Source organism: Micromonospora sp. CP22, from assembly GCF_009712475.1.
Classification (GTDB): Bacteria; Actinomycetota; Actinomycetes; order Mycobacteriales; family Micromonosporaceae; genus Micromonospora.
In genome coordinates this window covers 58,121-75,510 of sequence record NZ_VCJO01000003.1, presented here as the reverse complement: position 1 = coordinate 75,510, position 17,390 = coordinate 58,121, and the positions used below count along the sequence as shown (strand labels likewise).

At 71.8% G+C, this 17,390-nt stretch carries 13 protein-coding genes; 7 read left to right on the top strand and 6 right to left on the bottom strand.

Annotated elements, in window-relative coordinates:
* The first annotated feature begins 81 nt into the window (after window positions 1–81).
* The gene (locus FF096_RS06290) at window positions 82–1,119 is read left to right on the top strand and encodes a LacI family DNA-binding transcriptional regulator (RefSeq protein ID WP_155215482.1); all 1,038 of its coding nucleotides are present in this window, start codon (window positions 82–84) and stop codon (window positions 1,117–1,119) included.
* 127 nt (window positions 1,120–1,246) lie between these two features.
* The gene (locus FF096_RS06285) at window positions 1,247–2,260 is read left to right on the top strand and encodes a LacI family DNA-binding transcriptional regulator (RefSeq protein WP_309222787.1); all 1,014 of its coding nucleotides are present in this window, start codon (window positions 1,247–1,249) and stop codon (window positions 2,258–2,260) included.
* A gap of 166 nt (window positions 2,261–2,426) precedes the next feature.
* Here FF096_RS06285 and FF096_RS06280 read toward each other — a convergent pair whose 3' ends face one another.
* Window positions 2,427–3,449, bottom strand: coding sequence for an Acg family FMN-binding oxidoreductase (locus FF096_RS06280; protein WP_155215481.1), 1,023 nt, complete (start codon window positions 3,447–3,449; stop codon window positions 2,427–2,429).
* Between the two features lie 219 nt (window positions 3,450–3,668).
* Here FF096_RS06280 and FF096_RS06275 point away from each other — a divergent pair, with 219 nt between their 5' ends.
* Window positions 3,669–4,307, top strand: a complete 639-nt coding sequence (locus FF096_RS06275) for a response regulator transcription factor (RefSeq protein WP_155215480.1) — start codon at window positions 3,669–3,671, stop codon at window positions 4,305–4,307.
* Between the two features lie 40 nt (window positions 4,308–4,347).
* On the opposite strand, the gene FF096_RS06270 is transcribed toward FF096_RS06275, so the two are convergent.
* The gene (locus FF096_RS06270; protein WP_230462364.1) at window positions 4,348–5,976 is read right to left on the bottom strand and encodes a GAF domain-containing sensor histidine kinase; all 1,629 of its coding nucleotides are present in this window, start codon (window positions 5,974–5,976) and stop codon (window positions 4,348–4,350) included.
* Between the two features lie 142 nt (window positions 5,977–6,118).
* Window positions 6,119–7,126, bottom strand: coding sequence for an Acg family FMN-binding oxidoreductase (locus FF096_RS06265; RefSeq protein WP_155215479.1), 1,008 nt, complete (start codon window positions 7,124–7,126; stop codon window positions 6,119–6,121).
* Window positions 7,127–7,313: 187 nt separating this feature from the next.
* Here FF096_RS06265 and FF096_RS06260 point away from each other — a divergent pair, with 187 nt between their 5' ends.
* Window positions 7,314–9,215: a heavy metal translocating P-type ATPase gene (locus FF096_RS06260; protein WP_375335299.1), complete on the top strand. Its 1,902-nt coding sequence runs from the start codon at window positions 7,314–7,316 to the stop codon at window positions 9,213–9,215.
* Window positions 9,216–9,235: 20 nt separating this feature from the next.
* Here FF096_RS06260 and FF096_RS06255 read toward each other — a convergent pair whose 3' ends face one another.
* The 3 genes from FF096_RS06255 to FF096_RS06245 all read right to left on the bottom strand — a co-directional run bounded on the left by FF096_RS06255 (window position 9,236) and on the right by FF096_RS06245 (window position 13,489).
* Window positions 9,236–10,135 carry a universal stress protein gene (locus FF096_RS06255; protein ID WP_155215478.1) on the bottom strand — a complete coding sequence of 300 codons (900 nt, stop codon included), beginning with the start codon at window positions 10,133–10,135 and terminating at the stop codon, window positions 9,236–9,238.
* A 13-nt stretch (window positions 10,136–10,148) separates the two neighbouring features.
* Window positions 10,149–12,542, bottom strand: a complete 2,394-nt coding sequence (locus tag FF096_RS06250) for a phosphoketolase (protein ID WP_155215477.1) — start codon at window positions 12,540–12,542, stop codon at window positions 10,149–10,151.
* Window positions 12,543–12,625: 83 nt separating this feature from the next.
* Window positions 12,626–13,489 carry a universal stress protein gene (locus FF096_RS06245; protein ID WP_155215476.1) on the bottom strand — a complete coding sequence of 288 codons (864 nt, stop codon included), beginning with the start codon at window positions 13,487–13,489 and terminating at the stop codon, window positions 12,626–12,628.
* A 251-nt stretch (window positions 13,490–13,740) separates the two neighbouring features.
* On the opposite strand from FF096_RS06245, the gene FF096_RS06240 reads away from it, so the two are divergent.
* The 3 genes from FF096_RS06240 (at window position 13,741) to FF096_RS06230 (ending at window position 17,383) form a co-directional block, all read left to right on the top strand.
* A complete protein-coding gene (locus FF096_RS06240) occupies window positions 13,741–14,730 on the top strand; it encodes a diacylglycerol kinase family protein (protein WP_309222786.1) in 990 nt (329 codons plus the stop codon).
* Window positions 14,731–14,809: 79 nt separating this feature from the next.
* The gene (locus FF096_RS06235) at window positions 14,810–15,826 is read left to right on the top strand and encodes a YihY/virulence factor BrkB family protein (protein WP_155215475.1); all 1,017 of its coding nucleotides are present in this window, start codon (window positions 14,810–14,812) and stop codon (window positions 15,824–15,826) included.
* Window positions 15,827–15,892: 66 nt separating this feature from the next.
* Entirely contained in the window at window positions 15,893–17,383 is a 1,491-nt protein-coding gene (locus tag FF096_RS06230; protein ID WP_309222785.1) for a phosphatase PAP2 family protein, read from the top strand.
* Window positions 17,384–17,390: the final 7 nt, after the last annotated feature.

Genomic DNA, 17,390 nt, shown 5'->3' with positions numbered 1-17,390 from the left:
GGGGCACGGACGCCATGCCGCCGATTGTCAGCGCCGGCACCTCGCCGGCAGCGTCAGTGGATGAGCGAGAGAGGGAGGCGCATGGCTGCCAACGACAACCGGACGGTGACCATCGCGGCCATCGCCCGCCTGGCGGGGGTGTCGGTGCCGACGGTTTCCCGGGTGATCAATGGTCGTTCGGATGTGGCTCCGCAGACCCGTGAGCGGGTGGAGGAGTTGCTGACGCGGCATGGTTACCGGCGTCGGCCGCCGAGTATGCGGGCTAGTTCGGGGTTGGTGGACCTGGTCTTCAATGATCTGGACAGCCCGTGGGCGGTGGAGATCATTCGGGGTGTGGAGGATGTGGCCCACGCTGCCGGGGTGGGCACCGTGGTGTCGGCCATCCACCGGCGTTCCTCCTCGGCCAAGCAGTGGCTGGACAACATCCGGACCCGCTCCACCGAGGGGGTCATCTTCGTGACCTCCACGCTCGAACCGCCGCAGCAGGCGGAGTTGCGTCGGCTGAACATCCCCGCCGTGATCGTCGATCCCGCTGGTGTTCCCGCTCAGGACGCGCCGACCATCGGTGCCACCAACTGGGCGGGAAGCCTGCGGGCGACGGAGTATCTGATCGGGTTGGGGCATCGGCGGATCGGGTTCATCGCCGGGCCGCCGCAGTTGATGTGCAGCCGGGCCCGGATAGACGGCTACCGGGCGGCCCTGGAGGCCGCCGGGATCTCGATCGACGACCGGCTCATCCAGGCGGGCAACTTCTACCACGAGGCCGGGTTCTCCGGCGGGGTGCGGTTGCTCGGGTTGAGCGAGCCGCCGACGGCGATTTTCGCGTCGAGTGACCAGATGGCGTTGGGTGTGTACGAGGCGGTTCGGCAGCGGGGTTTGCGGGTGCCGGACGACATCAGCGTGGTGGGTTTCGACGACCTGCCGGAGGTGCGGTGGTGTTCTCCGCCGTTGACCACGGTGCGGCAGCCGCTGGCCGAGATGGGGATGTTGGCTGCTCGGACGGTGTTGCGTCTGGCTCGTGGGGAGAAGGTGGAGAGTCCTCGGGTGGAGTTGGCGACCGAGCTCGTCATCCGGGACAGCGCCGCCGCGCCACGTGTTGATCAGGGGTCTTCGGAGTGAACTGCGCCAACTACCGATAGTCGAGTGAAATTTCCGGCACTAGGGTGTGGGCGGGCGGCTAGTTGCCCGCCCTAGCCGTACCGGGAACGGTGCGGGCTGTCGCCGTACCGGTTGGTAGGGGAGTGCCGTGGTTGCCAGAGACACCCGGAAGATCACAATCTCCGCGATAGCGGACCTGGCGGGGGTGTCGGTGCCGACGGTTTCCCGGGTGATCAATGGTCGTTCGGATGTGGCTCCGCAGACCCGTGAGCGGGTGGAGGAGTTGCTGACGCGGCATGGTTACCGGCGTCGGCCGCCGAGTATGCGGGCTAGTTCGGGGTTGGTGGACCTGGTCTTCAATGATCTGGACAGCCCGTGGGCGGTGGAGATCATTCGGGGTGTGGAGGATGTGGCCCACGCTGCCGGGGTGGGCACCGTGGTGTCGGCCATCCACCGTCGGACCTCCTCGGCGGAGCAGTGGCTCGACGGCATGCGCCGCCGGGGCACCGAAGGCGTGATCTTCGTGACCTCGATGGTGGAGCCGCCCCTACAGGACGAGCTGCGCCGGCTGAACATCCCGGTGGTGATCGTCGACGCGGACGGCCTCCCGGCCCGGGAGGCGACGACGATCGGTGCCACCAACTGGGCCGGTGGCCTGCGGGCGACGGAGTATCTGATCGGGTTGGGGCATCGGCGGATCGGGTTCATCGCCGGGCCATCGCAGTTGATGTGCAGCCGGGCCCGGATGGACGGCTACCGGGCCGCCCTGGACGCCGCCGGCCTGCCCTTCGACGAGGACCTGATCTGCCCGGGCGACTTCTACCACGAGGCCGGGTTCAACGGTGGGCTGCGGTTGCTCGGGTTGAGCGAGCCGCCGACGGCGATTTTCGCGTCGAGTGACCAGATGGCGTTGGGTGTGTACGAGGCGGTTCGGCAGCGGGGTTTGCGGGTGCCGGACGACATCAGCGTGGTGGGTTTCGACGACCTGCCGGAGGTGCGGTGGTGTTCTCCGCCGTTGACCACGGTGCGGCAGCCGCTGGCCGAGATGGGGATGTTGGCTGCTCGGACGGTGTTGCGTCTGGCTCGTGGGGAGAAGGTGGAGAGCCCTCGGGTGGAGTTGGCGACCGAGCTCGTCATCCGGGACAGCGCCGCCGCTGTCTGACCGGGTACCGATATTTTTCCGGAAGTTATTGACGTGGCATCCGGGCGGGCACGACGATGGGACTTGCCGTCCTTTCACCAAGGAATTGGCTGGTGGTGCCCGCCGTGCCCGCGGCACCGCCCTGCCGTGTCCGGCGGACGCCCACGCCGTCCGCCGGGCACGGCACCTACCGTCTTACCTGCTCGCCCGTGAGTCGTCGACCGTCGCGGCTGCCGTCGGTCGGGTACACCGGCAGGTCCAGCACCTCCGACACCGGGCGGCGCGGGGTGGGCCGACCCGGCTGGCCGTACCCGATCCGCATCACCATCTGCGGCGTGCCGAACCGCCCCAGCGACACCCGGATCTGTTCCCGGGCAGAAGGCACCTCGATCGGTTGGGACAGCAGCGACACGGACAGCCCGGCCTCGGTGGCGGTCAACAGCACCCGCTGCAACGCCTGACCCGCCACCACCTGGTCGACGGCGGTGTTACCGGCCGAACCGAGCACCGCCACGAGTGGCTCCGGCTCGAAGTCGCGGCCGGGCAACCGCTGGGTACCGCCGAAGTCACGCGACGGCAGCAGGTCCTGCGACTCGGCCCGGGGGCCGCTGGCGGTGACCGGGACGCCGTCCGGCTCGGGTCTGGCGCGTACCCATGCCTCGCGCTCCGCCCGGTAGGCGGGATCGCGTTCGAGGACCCGGTGCGCGCTGCGGGCGATCTCGGCGAACGCGTTGACCGCACTCACCCCGATCAACAGTTCCAGCCAGCAGTGCTCGGCACGGGCCGCCTCGCCCAGCCGCCAGCGGGAGTCGGCCGGGACCGGTTCGGGCCAGAACGGGGCGCGGTTGCTGAACCGGCGCGGAATGGCCGCGTAGAGGTTCTGCTCGGCGGGGCTGGGACGCTGCGGCAGGTCCGGTACCAGCCGGGCCAGCACGTCCGGCTCCGCCGGGTACGGACGCAGCCGTACCTTCGCCGGGATGCCGGCCACCGCCAGGGCGAGGCGCAGATTGAACAACGCCGCCCCACCGGCGATGCGGGCACCCCAGCCGCTCGGGTCGGTGGCGGGCAGCCGCCGGGTCGGGTCCAGCAGGACCTCGATCCCACCGTCGCGCAGCCGGAACCGCCACGGTTGGACGTTGTGCATGGACGGTGCGCGGATCGCGTCGGTCGCGGCGGCCCGTAGCTGATCGACGGTGTAGCCGGTTTCCATGGTCGGCCCCCTCCCTTCGCCCTGGTACCCCCACGGTGCGCCCCGAGTCCCCTTGACCAGCAGGGCCACACGTCCCGAAACCGCAGGCCACCCCGCCCACACCGGGCGCGTTGATCAAGGAAATGCGGCCGGATCGGGGGCCCGGCGCAGCCCCGAAGCCGGGTGGGTTGGGACCTTTGGCCCGTGCGGTGGGTGGGCGGAGGCGGGTAGAAAGGGAGGATGATCCGGGTGTTCCTGCTTGACGACCACGAGGTCGTACGTCGTGGTCTCGCCGACCTGCTGCACGCCAGCGGTGACATAGAGGTCATCGGCGAGTCCGGCTCGGCCCAGGAGGCGGCCCGCCGGATCCCGGCGTTGCGTCCCGACGTGGCGATCCTCGACGCCCGGCTGCCCGACGGCAACGGCATCGACGTGTGCCGGGACGTCCGGGCCGTGGACTCCACGATCAAGGGACTGATCCTCACCTCGTACGAGGACGACGAGGCGCTGTTCGCGGCGATCATGGCCGGTGCCTCCGGGTACGTGCTCAAGCAGATCCGCGGCACCGACCTGGTCGACGCGGTACGCCGGGTGGCGGCCGGTCAGTCGCTGCTCGACCCGGCGATCACCACCCGCGTGCTCGACCGCATCCGCAGCGGGGTGGAACAGCCCCGCGAGTTGCAGTCCCTCACCGAGCAGGAACGGCGGATCCTGGAGTACGTCGCCGAAGGGCTGACCAACCGGGAGATCGCCGGCCAGATGTTCCTGGCCGAGAAGACGGTGAAGAACTACGTCTCCAGTGTGTTGGCCAAGCTCGGCCTGGAGCGGCGTACCCAGGCTGCGGTGCTGGCCACCCGACTGCTCGGCAAGACCCGCTGACCCGTCCACCGGGCAAGGACGGCCCCGGCCCGCAGCGCGCTCAGGCGGGCAGTGGGATCGACCAGAGCAGTTCGGTGCCGTGCGGTTCGGCAGCGCGTACCTCGAAGGTGCCCCCGTGTCGTTCGGCGCGCTCACGCAGGTTCACCAACCCGCCCCGGGCGGCGGCCGGGTCGCATCCCACCCCGTCGTCGGTGACGGTGACGGTGACCTGGGCGGCGTCGACGCGTACCGCCACCGACACCGTGGTGGCCTGGGCGTGGCGTACCGCGTTGGACAGCGCCTCGCGGAGCACGGCGCTGAGTTCGGGGTGGACCTCGTCCGGCACCGCGCTGTCGATCGGCCCGGTCAACTCCAGCCTGGGCCGGAAGCCCAGCAACTCGGCGGCGGCCTCCACCGCCTCGCGGATCTCGGTGCGCAACGCCGCGCTCATCGGGGTACGCAGCTCGAAGATGGTGCGGCGGATGTCCTTGATCGTGGTGTCCAGGTCGTCGACCGCGGCGTTGATCCGCTTGGCCACCTCCGAGCGCGCCGCCAGCGGCACCGCGCTCTGTAGTTGCAGGCCGGTGGCGAACAGCCGCTGGATCACCACGTCGTGCAGGTCCCGGGCAATCCGCTCGCGGTCCTCAAGGACCACCAACTGCTCGCGTTCCTCCTGGCCCCGGGCACGTTCCATGGCCAGCGCGGCCTGGTTGGCGAAGCTGCCCAGCAGGGTCATGTCGTCGTCGGAGACACCGCTGTGGTCGACGCGGTGCGCGATCACCAGCGCACCGTGCAGGGTGTCGGCGGTGGCCAGCGGCGAGATCACCGCCGGCCCGGTGCGCAGCACCGCCGGCCACGGCGCGGCATGGGCCAGGTCCTCCACCAGGTCGTGTCGCCCCTGGGCCACCGGAGCGGCGAAGCTGGTGTCGGCCGCTGGCAGCACCGTGCCGACCAACGCGCGGGGCTGGGCGCCGACACCGTCGACGACCTCCACGGTGAAATGGTCCGCCTCCTCGTCGTAGATCAGCACGAGGGCCAACTCGGCCTCGGCGACCTCCCGGGCACGGCGCGCCACCAAGGTCAGCGCGTCGGTGCGGCGTACCTCACCGAGCAGCAGCGAGGTGATCTCCGCGGTGGCGGAGAGCCAGCGTTCCCGGCGGTGGGCCAGCGCGTACAGCCGGGCGTTCTCGATCGCCACCCCGGCCGCCCCGGCGAGCGCCACGACGATCTCCTCGTCGTCGTCGGTGAACTCGGTCCCGCCCTGTTTCTCGGCGAGGTAGAGGTTGCCGAAGACCTGGTCGCGGATGCGGACCGGCACGCCGAGGAAGGTGTGCATCGGCGGATGGTGCGGCGGGAAGCCGTAGGAGTTCGGATGCTGGGTGATGTCCGGCATCCGCAACGGCTTCGGATCGTCGATGAGTAGGCCGAGCACGCCCCGGCCGTGCGGCAGGTCACCGATCTTGGCGTGCAGCTCGGGGGAGATGCCGTGGGTGATGAAGTCGTGCAGCATCCGGTCGGAGCCGATCACCCCGAGCGCGCCGTAGCGGGCGCCGGCCAGGTCACAGGCCGCCTGCACGATGCGCGTAAGGGTGCTGCGCAGATCCAGATCGGTGCCGATGCCGACGACCGCGTCGAGCAGCGCCCGTAACCGTTCCCGGCTGGTCACCACCTCGCCGACCCGGTCCAGCATCTCCTGGAGTAGCTCGTCCAGGCGGACCCGGGACAGCGGGCTGAGGCCGAGCGACGGAGGCTCGTTCCGGGGGTTGGGCGCGCCGACGGTCACCCGGCGATGCTAGCCGGGGCCCGGTGATACGGAAACGTCCCGGTGTGGTTTATCCGGCGTCGCCGGTGACGGCGGAGGTGTCCACCACCTGCTCGCGAGGCAGTCGCGGGGTGTGCGGCGGACCGGCGTGGTCCGGGTCGGCGATCCCGAGGCGCAGGACGAGGTACGGGTAGCCGAGCCCGGAGAGCACCCCGCGTAGGGTCTGCCGGGTGGTGCTCACCTCCACCACGCCACTGAGCGGCACCACCGAGACCCCCAGCCGGGTGGCGGTCAGCCAGGCGGCCGACAGCGCCTCACCGGCGCGGAGCCAGGCGACCGGCTCGTCCTCGTCGCCGTAGAGCACCCCGTAGGACGCCGCCTGGTCGTGCCCCGGCCCGACCGGCAGGGTGCCGGGACGGCCGAAGTCCCGACCCGGCACGGTGGTCTGTGCGGGCTGTTCCGGCAGCACCTCCGGGGTGAGCCCGGTGCCGCCCGAGCGGCTCGTCCAGTACTCCAACTCCTCCCGCAGCCCGGAGTCGTCCGCCTCGATCGTGGCGGCGCGGGACGCGGATGCCGCCAGGTGCAGCACCTGATCGCGGTCGAGGATCTCCAGCCGGGCACCCTCCCGGCCGGCAGCCGACACGATGCTGTTCAACGCCTCGGCGGGGACCTGCTCGTCACTGACCGGCCGCCGGTCGGTGTGGCGTACCTGCATGCACTGCACCGACCGCATCGCGTCCGGGTCGGCCCCGGTGGCCCGTGGCTCGGTGAGCCGGGCGAGCAGGTCCGGGTCGCCCGGGTCGGGCATCCGCTGCACACTGGTCGTCCAACCCTCGGCGGCCAGCGCCAGCCGGGCGTGGTGCAGTGCCGCACCGCAGCTGAGGGTGACCAGCTCCCCATGCGGGTCGGTGGCGGCCAGCCGGTCGTCCGGCGCCACCCGCAACTCCAACGCGTCGGGCAGCACGCGCCAGCGCCACGGCTGACTGTTGTGTACCGACGGCGCGTGACCGGCCATCGCGGCGGCCTCCGCGAGGGCGGTGGTCAGCGGGCGGTGGGTAGCCGGCGTCTGGTGGATCATCCTCACGACCTTTCCGTCTCTGCCATGGTGCCGCACTTCGGTACGGCCGTGGGTACGGTCTGGTTCATCCTGCTGCATCGGTCGCCGGCCCGCACGACCCGCCTGCCCCGAACGGGCGGGACCTGCGCCGGCGACTTCTGAGCCGGACCACCCGACGGGACACCCCACGTGTTGGGACGATCCGTAGGTGGGAAAGCGAGACGCCAACGAGTGCCTGCCGGCGCAACCGGCCCGGCCCGGGACCGACGGTTCGCGGCGTCGGAGCTGGTGGCTGTGGACTCCGCTGACCGCACTCACGCTGCTGGTGGCGACGGGTGCGGTGGCACGACTGGCCGGATACCCGGGCGTCGCCGACGCCGGGTGGGCGGTGGCGACCCTCGCCGCGTTGCTGCCCGCCGCCGGGTCGGTGCTGCGCGAGCTGCTGCGACGGCAGTTCGGCGTGGACGTGATCGCCGTGCTGGCGCTGGGCGGCGCGCTGGTGGTCGGCGAGTACCTGGCGGGCGCGGTGGTCGCCGTGATGCTGGCCACCGGTCGGAGCCTGGAGGCGTACGCACAGCGTCGGGCGACCCGTGACCTGCGGGCGCTGCTGGAGCGGGCACCGCGTACCGCACGACGGCGCAGCCCCGACGGCGGCGTCGAGGTGGTGCCGGTGGACCAGGTGACGGTCGGGGACCGGCTGCTGGTCGGCCCGGGTGACGTGGTCGCCGTCGACGGTGTCACCGAAACCGCCGCGACGCTCGACGAGTCGGTGGTCACCGGGGAGTCCCGGCTCGTCGAGCGGGCAGCCGGGGAACGGCTGAGCAGCGGTGTGGTCAACGCCGGGGCCGCCTTCGGGCTGCGGGCGGTCGCGAACGCCGAGCACAGCACGTACGCCGGGATCGTGCGGTTGGCCGAGGAGGCGACGGCCCGCAAGGCGCCGATGGTGCGGCTGGCCGATCGCTACGCCGCCGCCTTCGTGCCGTTCACGCTGGTGCTGGCCGGGGTGGGCTGGCTGGCCTCCGGCGAGTTCCTGCGGGCGGTGGCGGTGCTGGTGGTGGCGACCCCGTGCCCGTTGCTGCTGGCCACCCCGATCGCCATCGTCTCCGGGCTGTCCCGGGTGGCCCGGCGCGGGGTGCTGGTGCGCGACGGCGGCTCGCTGGAGGTCCTGGGGCGGGCACGGACCTTGCTGGTGGACAAGACCGGCACGCTCACCGCCGGGCGTCCCCGGGTCGTCGACACCGTCGTGGCGCCCGGCGACGACCCCGAGGAGGTGCTGCGGCTGGCCGCCTCGGTGGAACAGTTGTCCCCGCACGTGCTCGCGGCGGCGTTGGTGCGCTCCGCCGCCGACCGTGGTTTGCGCCTGGTCACCCCGACGGAGATGACCGAGGAGCCGGGCCGGGGGGTCAGCGGGCGGGTGGACGGCCGACAGGTCCGGGTCGGGCAGTTCCACGGCGAGCTGCCCGGCTGGGCCGAGCGGGCCCGCCGCCGGGCCGAATCGGCGGGACAGTCGTCGGCCTGGGTGGCCGACGAGCACGGGCTGCTCGGCGTGGTCCTACTGGAGGATCCGGTACGCCCCGACGCCCGCCGGACCGTGGACCGGCTGCGTGCCGCCGGGCTCACCAGGATCGTGATGGTCACCGGGGACCGGCCCGAGGACGCCCGCCGGGTCGCCGCTGCGGTGGGCGTCGACGACGTGCTGGCCCGGTGCACCCCGCAGGAGAAGGCGGGCCGGGTCCGTGCCGAGGCGGACCACGCGGTGACGGTGATGGTCGGCGACGGGGTGAACGACGCCCCGGCACTGGCGGAGGCGAGCGTCGGTGTGGCGATGGGCACGACGGGAGCTACCGCCTCGGCCGATGTCGCCGACGCCGTGTTGAGCGTGGACCGCCTCGACCCGCTGGCCGACGCGGTCGAGGTGGCCCGGTATGCCCGCCGGATCGCGGTGCAGAGCGCCACCGTGGGCATGGGTCTGGCGTTGCTGGCGATGGGCTTCGCGGCGGCCGGGCAGCTACCGCCCGTGGTGGGCGCGTTCGTCCAGGAGGGCATCGACGTGCTGGTGATCCTCAACGCGTTACGCGCACTCGGTGCCGGACCACGCGGGTCGACCTGACCCGCGTGGTCCGCGTGGTGTCAGCGTTCCCGGACCACCGCCACCGGACAGTGGGCGTGCTGGATGAGTTGTTGGCTGACCGAGCCGAGCAACATGCCGCGCAGCCCACCGCGCCCTCGGGTGCCGACCACGATCAGGCGGGCGTTGCGGCTGGCGTCGACGAGCAGACCGGCCGGTGCCGCAGCCGCCGTCTCGACCGTCACCTCGACGTCGGGGAAGGTGTCCTGCCAGCGACGCAGCGCCTCGTCCAGCTCGGCGCGGTGCTCGGCCAGCGCCGCGTCCCGGGCCTGCTCGCCGCCGAGGTTCCACTGGTCACGTCGGGGCTGCCAGGCCCGGACCACGTGCAGCGGCACCCGGTGCAGGGCCGCCTGTTCGAAGGCGAAGCCGAGGGCCAGCAGGGAATGCTCCGAGCCGTCCACGCCGACCGCGACGTGCCCGGCCCGGTCGCCCTCGGTTGGGCGGCCACGGACCACCACCACCGGGCAGTGCGCGTGTGCGGTGACGGCGACGGCGGTCGAACCGGCGAGCAGGCCGGCGAAGCCGCCGTGCCCCCGGCTGCCCAGCACCAGCAGGCCGGCCTGCCTCGACGCCTCCTCCAGCATCAGGGCGGGTGGGCCGTCCAGCACCTCACCGCGTACGTCCAGGCCCGGGTGCGCGGCGGCGGCGTCCGCCGCGGCCTTGCCGACCAACTCCTCGACCTGCCGGCGGGCCTGCGCGTCGGGCCAGATCCCCGGCGTCACGCCCGGGCCGACCCAGCCGGCCACGGTCAGCCATTCGAAGACGTACGCCAGCCGGATCGGCCGACCGTCGCGGCGGGACTGAGCTAGCGCCCAGTCCAGCGCCGCCGTGGCGTCGGGCGAGCCGTCGTAGCCCACCAGGATCTCCGCGTGGTTCGACGGTACGGTGCTGTGTTCACCCATCACGGGCACCTCCTCACCGGTCGGTCGGATCGGTCTCGCGGACCCAGCGCCACTCGGCCACCCGGGGGTCGTCCTCACCGAACCGGCGGGTGTAGTCGCGGGCGGCCTGGCGGGCGTCGGTCATCTCCTGCCGCAGGTGCGCGGCACGGGCGGCCAGCCCCGGCACCCGGTCGATCACGTCGATCACGAGGTGGAACCGGTCCAGGTCGTTGAGCATCACCATGTCGAACGGCGTGGTGGTGGTGCCCTCCTCCTTGTAGCCACGGACGTGGAGGTTGTGGTGGTTGGTCCGCCGGTAGGTGAGCCGGTGGATCAGCCACGGGTAGCCGTGGTAGGCGAAGATGATCGGCTTGTCACGGGTGAACAGGGTGTCGAACTCCGAGTCCGGCAGGCCGTGCGGGTGCTCGGAGTCCGGCTGAAGCCGCATCAGGTCGACGATGTTGATCACCCGTACCTTGAGGTCGGGAAGGTGCTGGTGCAGCAGGTCCGCCGCGGCGAGGGTCTCCAGCGTCGGCACGTCGCCCGCGCAGGCGAGCACCACGTCCGGCTCGCTGCCCCGGTCGGTGCTGGCCCAGTCCCAGATGCCCACCCCGCGACGGCAGTGCGCGATGGCCTCGTCCATGTCCAGCCAGCTGGGCGCGGGCTGCTTGCCGGCCACCACCACGTTGATGTAGTGCCGGCTGCGCAGGCAGTGGTCCATGGTGGACAGCAGCGTGTTGGCGTCCGGCGGCAGGTAGACCCGCACCACCTCGGCCTTCTTGTTCATCACGTGGTCGATGAAGCCCGGGTCCTGGTGTGAGAACCCGTTGTGGTCCTGCCGCCAGACGTGGCTGGAGAGCAGGTAGTTCAGCGACGCGACCGGCTGCCGCCAGGGAATGCCCCGGGTGACCTTCAACCACTTGGCGTGCTGGTTGACCATCGAGTCCACGATGTGGATGAACGCCTCGTAGCTGGTGAAGATGCCGTGCCGACCGGTCAGCAGGTAGCCCTCCAACCAACCCTGGCACAGGTGCTCGGAGAGGACCTCCATGACCCGCCCGTCGGGGGAGAGGTGGTCGTCGCCGTCGACCGTGCCGGCCACCCAGGCCCGGTCGGTGACCTCGAAGGCGGCCTGGAGCCGGTTGGAGGCGACCTCGTCCGGCCCGAACAGTCGGAACGTCTGCGGGTTGGCGCTGATCACGTCCCGGACCCACTTGCCGAGTTCGCCGGTGGCGCTGGTGACCGTCGCACCGGGGCGGGGCACCTCCACGGCGTAGTCACGGAAGTCGGGCAGGGTCAGGTCGCGCAGCAGGACGCCGCCGTTGGCGACCGGGTTGGCGCTCATCCGCCGGGTTCCCTTGGGCGGCAGGTCGGCCAGCTCGGCCACGGGCGCGCCGGTGGCGTCGAACAGCTCCTGCGGACGGTAGCTGCGCATCCACCGTTCCAGCTCGGCCAGGTGGTCCGGGTTGCTGCGGACCTGGGACAACGGCACCTGGTGTGCCCGGTAGGTGCCCTCGACCGGCTTGCCGTCGACGTCGCGGGGCCCGGTCCAGCCCTTCGGAGTACGCAGGACGATCATCGGCCAACGCGGGCGTTCGACGGTCGCGCCGGAGCGGGCGCGGCGCTGGATCCCGGCGATCTCGTCGAGCGCCCGGTCCAGGGTGGCGGCCAGCCGCTGGTGCACCACCGTCGGGTCGTCACCGGCCACCACGTACGGCTGGTAGCCCTGGCCCCGCATCAGGTCGAGCAGGTCGGACTCGGGGATGCGGTCCAGCACCGTCGGGTTGGCGATCTTGTATCCGTTGAGGTGCAGGATGGGCAGCACCGCTCCGTCGCGGGCCGGGTTGAGGAACACGTTGGACAACCAGCTGCCGGCCAGTGGGCCGGTCTCCGCCTCGCCGTCTCCGATCACGCAGGCGACCAGCAGGTCAGGGTTGTCGAAGGCGGCGCCGTAGGCGTGGCTGAGGGCGTACCCCAGCTCGCCGCCCTCGTGGATGGAACCCGGCACCTCCGCCGCGACATGGCTCGGGATGCCGCCGGGGAAGGAGAACTGGCGGAACAATCGGGCCATCCCGGCCTCGTCCCGGCCGATGTCGTGGTTGAGTTCGCTGTAGGTGCCCTCCAGCCAGGTGTTCGCCACCAGCGCCGGTCCACCGTGTCCGGGCCCGGTGACGTAGATGGCGCTGAGGTCCCGCGCCACGATGACCCGGTTCAGATGGGCGTAGATCAGGTTCAGCCCGGGGGAGGTGCCCCAGTGCCCGAGCAGGCGCGGCTTGACGTGCTCCGGGGCCAGCGGTTCGCGCAACAGCGGGTTGTCCAGCAGGTAGATCTGCCCGACGGTGAGGTAGTTCGCTGCCCGCCAGTAGGCGTCCAGTTGGCGCAGTTCGTCATCGGTCAGGGGGCTTCGCAGGTCTACGGCGGTGTCCATACTGCCTGAGCCTCTCGCGGGTCGGTGAATCCTGCATCCGCAACGCGCGGTTTCCACTGTCAGCTTCGCCGAATCGGCGAACCTCAATCAGGGCCGTTGGTCCCGTCAACCCGGGTGCCACGGCCCGTCACCTCCGGACCGCCGCACACGCCGCGGATCACCATCACCGGGGACGGGGCGTGGTAGAGCAGCGTCTGACTGACCGCGCCGAGCATCCCGCGCAACGGCTCCTCGCCTCGGGCGGCAACCACCACCAGCTGTGCCGAGCGCGACTGGTCGACCAACACCTCGTCCGGCTCACCCTCGATGACGTGGCACTCGACGGCGGTGTCGGGATGGTCGACCCGGTAACGGGTCACCGTCGCGTCGAGTCGCTCGGTGGCGTCCTCGACACTGCCGTCGGAGTCGACCACCCAGAGCGTCAGAAGCCGCGCCTGGTGCCGGTCGGCACAGGCGAGCGCCCATTGCAGGGCGACCTCGGCGGAGGCCGAACCGTCGATCCCGACCAGGATCGGGCCGGGCGGTGGTGGTTCTCGCCGGGCGACCAGCACCGGGCAGTCGGCGCGGGCGGCCACCTGCACGGCCCGACTGTCGGACGGGATGCACCGGTCGCAGCGGACGATGCCGCCGTCCCCGACCGTCACCAGGAAGGCGGACGACGACCTGCGGAGGATGTTCTCCACCGCCGAGCCCTCGACGACTTCGGCGGTCACCGGCACGCTCGGCTCGTTCTTGTTGATCGCTGCGGTCGCCTCGGCGATCAGTTGTTCGGCCTCGACGCGGGAGTGGGAGATGTCCGGTTCGTCGAAGGCGGCCCAGTTGAACGCGTGCAGCAGGTGCAGCCGACGTCCGTGCGCCGCGGCCGCCCGGGCGGCGAGGCGGGCCACCGGGAGCGCGTCCTGCGGCGCGATACCGGCGAGCACCGGCTTCTGGTCGGCTGCGGCCATCCGACATCACCCCCGCAGCTGTGGCACCCGGCCTGGGTCTGAGGCTAGTCGGGGTGATGCCGCCTGGGGGCCGGATCGCCGCAGCTCAGTGGGCCGATCGGGCGTGCGCGCCCCCCGTTGAGCGGTTAGGGGTGCCGTCACGCGTCCCCGGGTGGCCGACCGCCGAAACGTCGACGCCGGAGTCGGTGCGGTGAATCGAGGCACACCGGCTTCGAGTCGCCCGACACGGCACGGTGCTGCACACTGACGCCGTGGATGCTGGACGGCACGAAGATCCGCTGCGGAGCGCGGTGGTGGTCAACCCGGCCAAGGTCGCCGATATCGACGAGTTGCGCCGCACCGTCGGTGACGTGCTCGGCGCGGCCGGCTGGCCGGAGCCGCTGTGGTTCGAGACAACCGTCGACGATCCCGGTCGGGGCCAGACCGCGAAGGCGCTCGCCGCCGGGGTGGACGTCGTCTTCGCCTGCGGTGGCGACGGCACGGTGATGGCCTGCGTCGACGCCCTGGTCGGCACCGAGGCGGCGCTTGCCGTGCTGCCCCAGGGCACCGGCAACCTGCTCGCGGCCAACCTGGGCCTCTCCGACGACCTGACCGCCGGGCTGGCGGTGGCCGTCGAGCGTGGCCGACGCCTGCTCGACGTCGGTGAGGTGGACGGGCAACACTTCGCGGTAATGGCCGGCATGGGCTTCGACGCCCAGATGCTCGACGCCACCAGTGAGACGACCAAGCGGCGGATCGGCTGGCCGGCGTACGTGGTGGGAGCGACGCGACACCTGCGGGATCGCCCGATGCGGGTGTCGATCCGACTGGACGACCAACCGCCGTTGCGCCGTCGCGTCCGCTCGGTGCTGGTCGCCAACGTCGGTCGGCTGCAGGGCGGGTTGACCCTGCTGACCGAGGCGGAGCCCGACGACGGCTACCTCGACGTCGCCGTGCTGACCCCGCGCACGCTGCGGCACTGGGTCTCCCTCGGCTGGGCGGTGCTGCGCCGCCGTGACCGGGTGCCCCGGATGGAGGTGTACCGCGCCCGCCGGGTGGAGATAACCAGTAACCGGAACCAGCCCCGGGAACTGGACGGCGACCTCATCGCGCCGGGCCGCGAACTACGGGTGCAGATCCGCCGCCGGGCGTTGTGGCTGTGCGTTCCGCGACCGGCGCAGGCACCCGACCTGGCCGAGGACGCCACGGCCGCCGCCGAGCGGGGTGAACGCCTGGCCGAGCAGGGCGGAGGCGAGGGGTGAGCCCCGAGCCCGCCGCGGGAACGAGGTGAGCGCGCCACGGGCCGGTGGGCCCGCCGGCCGCCGGTGAAGGGGCCGCACCATGAGCAGCACCCGGATGGTGCCGGAGACCCGGCTGATGTCCGACGAGCAACTCTGCGCCGACCACGCGTGGCAGACGCTGCGCCGGGAGGGCGGCTGGCACCTGCTGCGCGACGCCTTCACCCGCTTCCGGTACGGCGACGGGTTCAGTCACTCCCGCGCCTTCGCGTTCCAGCTCTGCCTCGCCGTGGTGCCCTTCCTGATCGCCCTCACCGGGCTCATCTCCGAACTGGGTGTGGCCGAGGGCGGCGAGGTGGTCGCGGACACCGTGCTGGCGTTGACCCCCGGGACGAGTGAACAGGTCGTCGCCGACCTGCTCCGGGACGGCGACGACGCGGGCGCCGAACGGGTCGAGCGGGCCGGCGAGGTGGCGCTCACCCTCGGCCTCATCACCGGCCTGGTGGCGTTGACCAGCACCATGGCCCAGATCGAGCGGGGCGCCAATCGCATCTACGGCGTCGAACGGGACCGCCCGGCCGGTCGGAAGTACCTGCGGGCGGCGGTGCTCGCGGTGACCGCCGGTCTTCCGGCACTCGCCGGGTTCCTCATCCTGGTCGGGGGTGGACCGATGGGCGACTCGGTGGAACGCCACTACGCCTGGGGCGACGTCGCCAGCCTGCTGTGGGACCTGGTGCGTTGGCCGCTCAGTCTGGGTCTGACGGTGCTCGCTGTCGCGGTGCTGTTCCGCCATGCGCCGCGCCGCCACCAGCCCGGCCTGTCCTGGCTGCTGTTCGGCGCCGGCATCGCCACGGCCCTGTGGTGGCTGGCCAGCCTGCTGCTCGCCGGCTACGTACGCTTCAGCGAGGACTTCGGACAGACCTACGGCGCGTTGGCCGGGATCATGGCGCTGCTGCTGTGGGCCAACCTCACCGGCGTCGCGCTGTTCGGCGGGCTCTCCTTCGCGGCGCAACTGGAGGCGGTACGCATCGGTGTGCAGGAGCCGGCCAAGCCGGACCTGTGGGAGCCGAGCGCTCAGCGGTCCGCGCTGCACGACACCGGCGAGATGACCTCGCTCTGATCCGCGCCGGGTGTACGGCAGCGGCGTACCGGGTACTGCGCCACGCCAGAAGCGAAGGAGGCTGCCGTGGGCGCGGTCAGGGACGTACTGCGACGACCCGTCGGGCACTTCACCGAACGTACGCTCGCCGGTCTGGCGCTCGTGCTCGGTGCCGGGGTCGGCTTCGGGTTGCTGCTGGTGCTGGTCCGGGTGCGATGGTCGCCGTTGTACGACGTGGACCACGGTGTGGCGCGGTGGCTCAACGACCAGGTGGCGCCGATCAGCCCGCTGGTGACGGTGCTCAACGCCATCACCGATCTCGGTGGACGTCCGGTCATCATCTGGCTGGTGACCGTCGCCGTGGTCGGGTTGCTGATCCGTCGGCAGGGTCGCCTCGCGGTGTTCCTGCTCGTCACCGGCGCGGGCGCGGTGATCCTCGACCTCGCGCTCAAGACGCTCGTCGACCGGTTGCGTCCCGAGGTGGACGTGCCGATCGGCGAGTACGCGGGACAGAGCTTCCCCAGCGGTCACGCCCTCGGATCGATGGTGGCCTACGGCGCGCTGCTGCTGGTGTTCCTGCCGGCGATGGCTGCCCGCTGGCGTCGCCCGGCGGTGGCCCTGACCGCCACCGTCGTCCTGTTGATCGGGTTCACCCGGGTCGCGCTCGGCGTGCACTTCCTCTCCGATGTGCTCGGTGCCTGGCTGCTCGGCGCGGCCTGGCTGGGCGTCACCGCGTACGCCTTCCGGTTGTGGCGGCTGGAGCGGGGGCGGCCCGCGGCGCCGCTGACCGACGGGCTGGAGCCGGAGGTCGGGCACGAGGTGGCGCCCGCCCCGGACGAGGAGAAGCTGCTGCCGCACGCCCGCGCCGGAATCGCCGAGATCATCGTCGGCTGGGTGCTGGTGTTCGGGGCCCTCTACGGGTTCGGGATGTTCGTCAGTTACCACGCCGACAGCACCTTCTTCGCCCGCCTCGACGAGACCGTGCCCGCCTGGTTCGCCGACCATCGCACCGCCTCGCTCGACGAGCTGAGCTGGTGGTGGAGCAAGGTCGGGGACACCCACGCCATCCTGCTCATCTCGATGGTCTTCTGCCCGCTGGTGCTGGCGATCTGGCGACGGTGGCGCCCGGTGCTCTTCGTGACGTTGACCATGTTCGGCGAGCTGACCCTCTTCCTCGCCAGCGCGGCGGCGGTGGACCGGCCGCGCCCGCCGGTGGAGAACCTGGACGGTCCGATGCCGACGTCGTCGTTCCCGTCCGGGCACATCGCGGCCACCCTCTGCCTGTGGGTGGCGATCGCCGTCATCGTCTTCGTCCGCACCGACCGGTGGTGGCGGTGGGTCTTCGTGGCGCTCGCCGTGGTGATGCCGGTCGGGGTGGCGATCTCCCGGATGTACCGGGGCATGCACCACCCGACCGACTTCATGGGCGCGATCCTGCTCACCGCGCTGTGGATCGGGCTGTTGTACTGGGTGGTGCGCCCCAACGAGGACGTGCGGCAGGGCAACCAACCGGCCATCGAGTCCGAGGACGTGGACACCCTCGACGACGAGTTGGCCCGGGCCGGTCAGCCGGGCTGAGCCTGCC

What these genes read in the sequence shown, in the direction of transcription:
- FF096_RS06290 (WP_155215482.1), top strand. Translation starts at nt 82, where the DNA reads ATGGCTGCCAACGACAACCGGACGGTGACCATCGCGGCCATCGCCCGC.
- FF096_RS06280 (WP_155215481.1), bottom strand. Translation starts at nt 3,449, where the DNA reads ATGGAAACCGGCTACACCGTCGATCAGCTACGGGCCGCCGCGACCGAC.
- FF096_RS06275 (WP_155215480.1), top strand. Translation starts at nt 3,669, where the DNA reads ATGATCCGGGTGTTCCTGCTTGACGACCACGAGGTCGTACGTCGTGGT.
- FF096_RS06270 (WP_230462364.1), bottom strand. Translation starts at nt 5,976, where the DNA reads ATGCTGGACCGGGTCGGCGAGGTGGTGACCAGCCGGGAACGGTTACGG.
- FF096_RS06265 (WP_155215479.1), bottom strand. Translation starts at nt 7,126, where the DNA reads ATGATCCACCAGACGCCGGCTACCCACCGCCCGCTGACCACCGCCCTC.
- FF096_RS06255 (WP_155215478.1), bottom strand. Translation starts at nt 10,135, where the DNA reads ATGGGTGAACACAGCACCGTACCGTCGAACCACGCGGAGATCCTGGTG.
- FF096_RS06250 (WP_155215477.1), bottom strand. Translation starts at nt 12,542, where the DNA reads ATGGACACCGCCGTAGACCTGCGAAGCCCCCTGACCGATGACGAACTG.
- FF096_RS06245 (WP_155215476.1), bottom strand. Translation starts at nt 13,489, where the DNA reads ATGGCCGCAGCCGACCAGAAGCCGGTGCTCGCCGGTATCGCGCCGCAG.
- FF096_RS06235 (WP_155215475.1), top strand. Translation starts at nt 14,810, where the DNA reads ATGAGCAGCACCCGGATGGTGCCGGAGACCCGGCTGATGTCCGACGAG.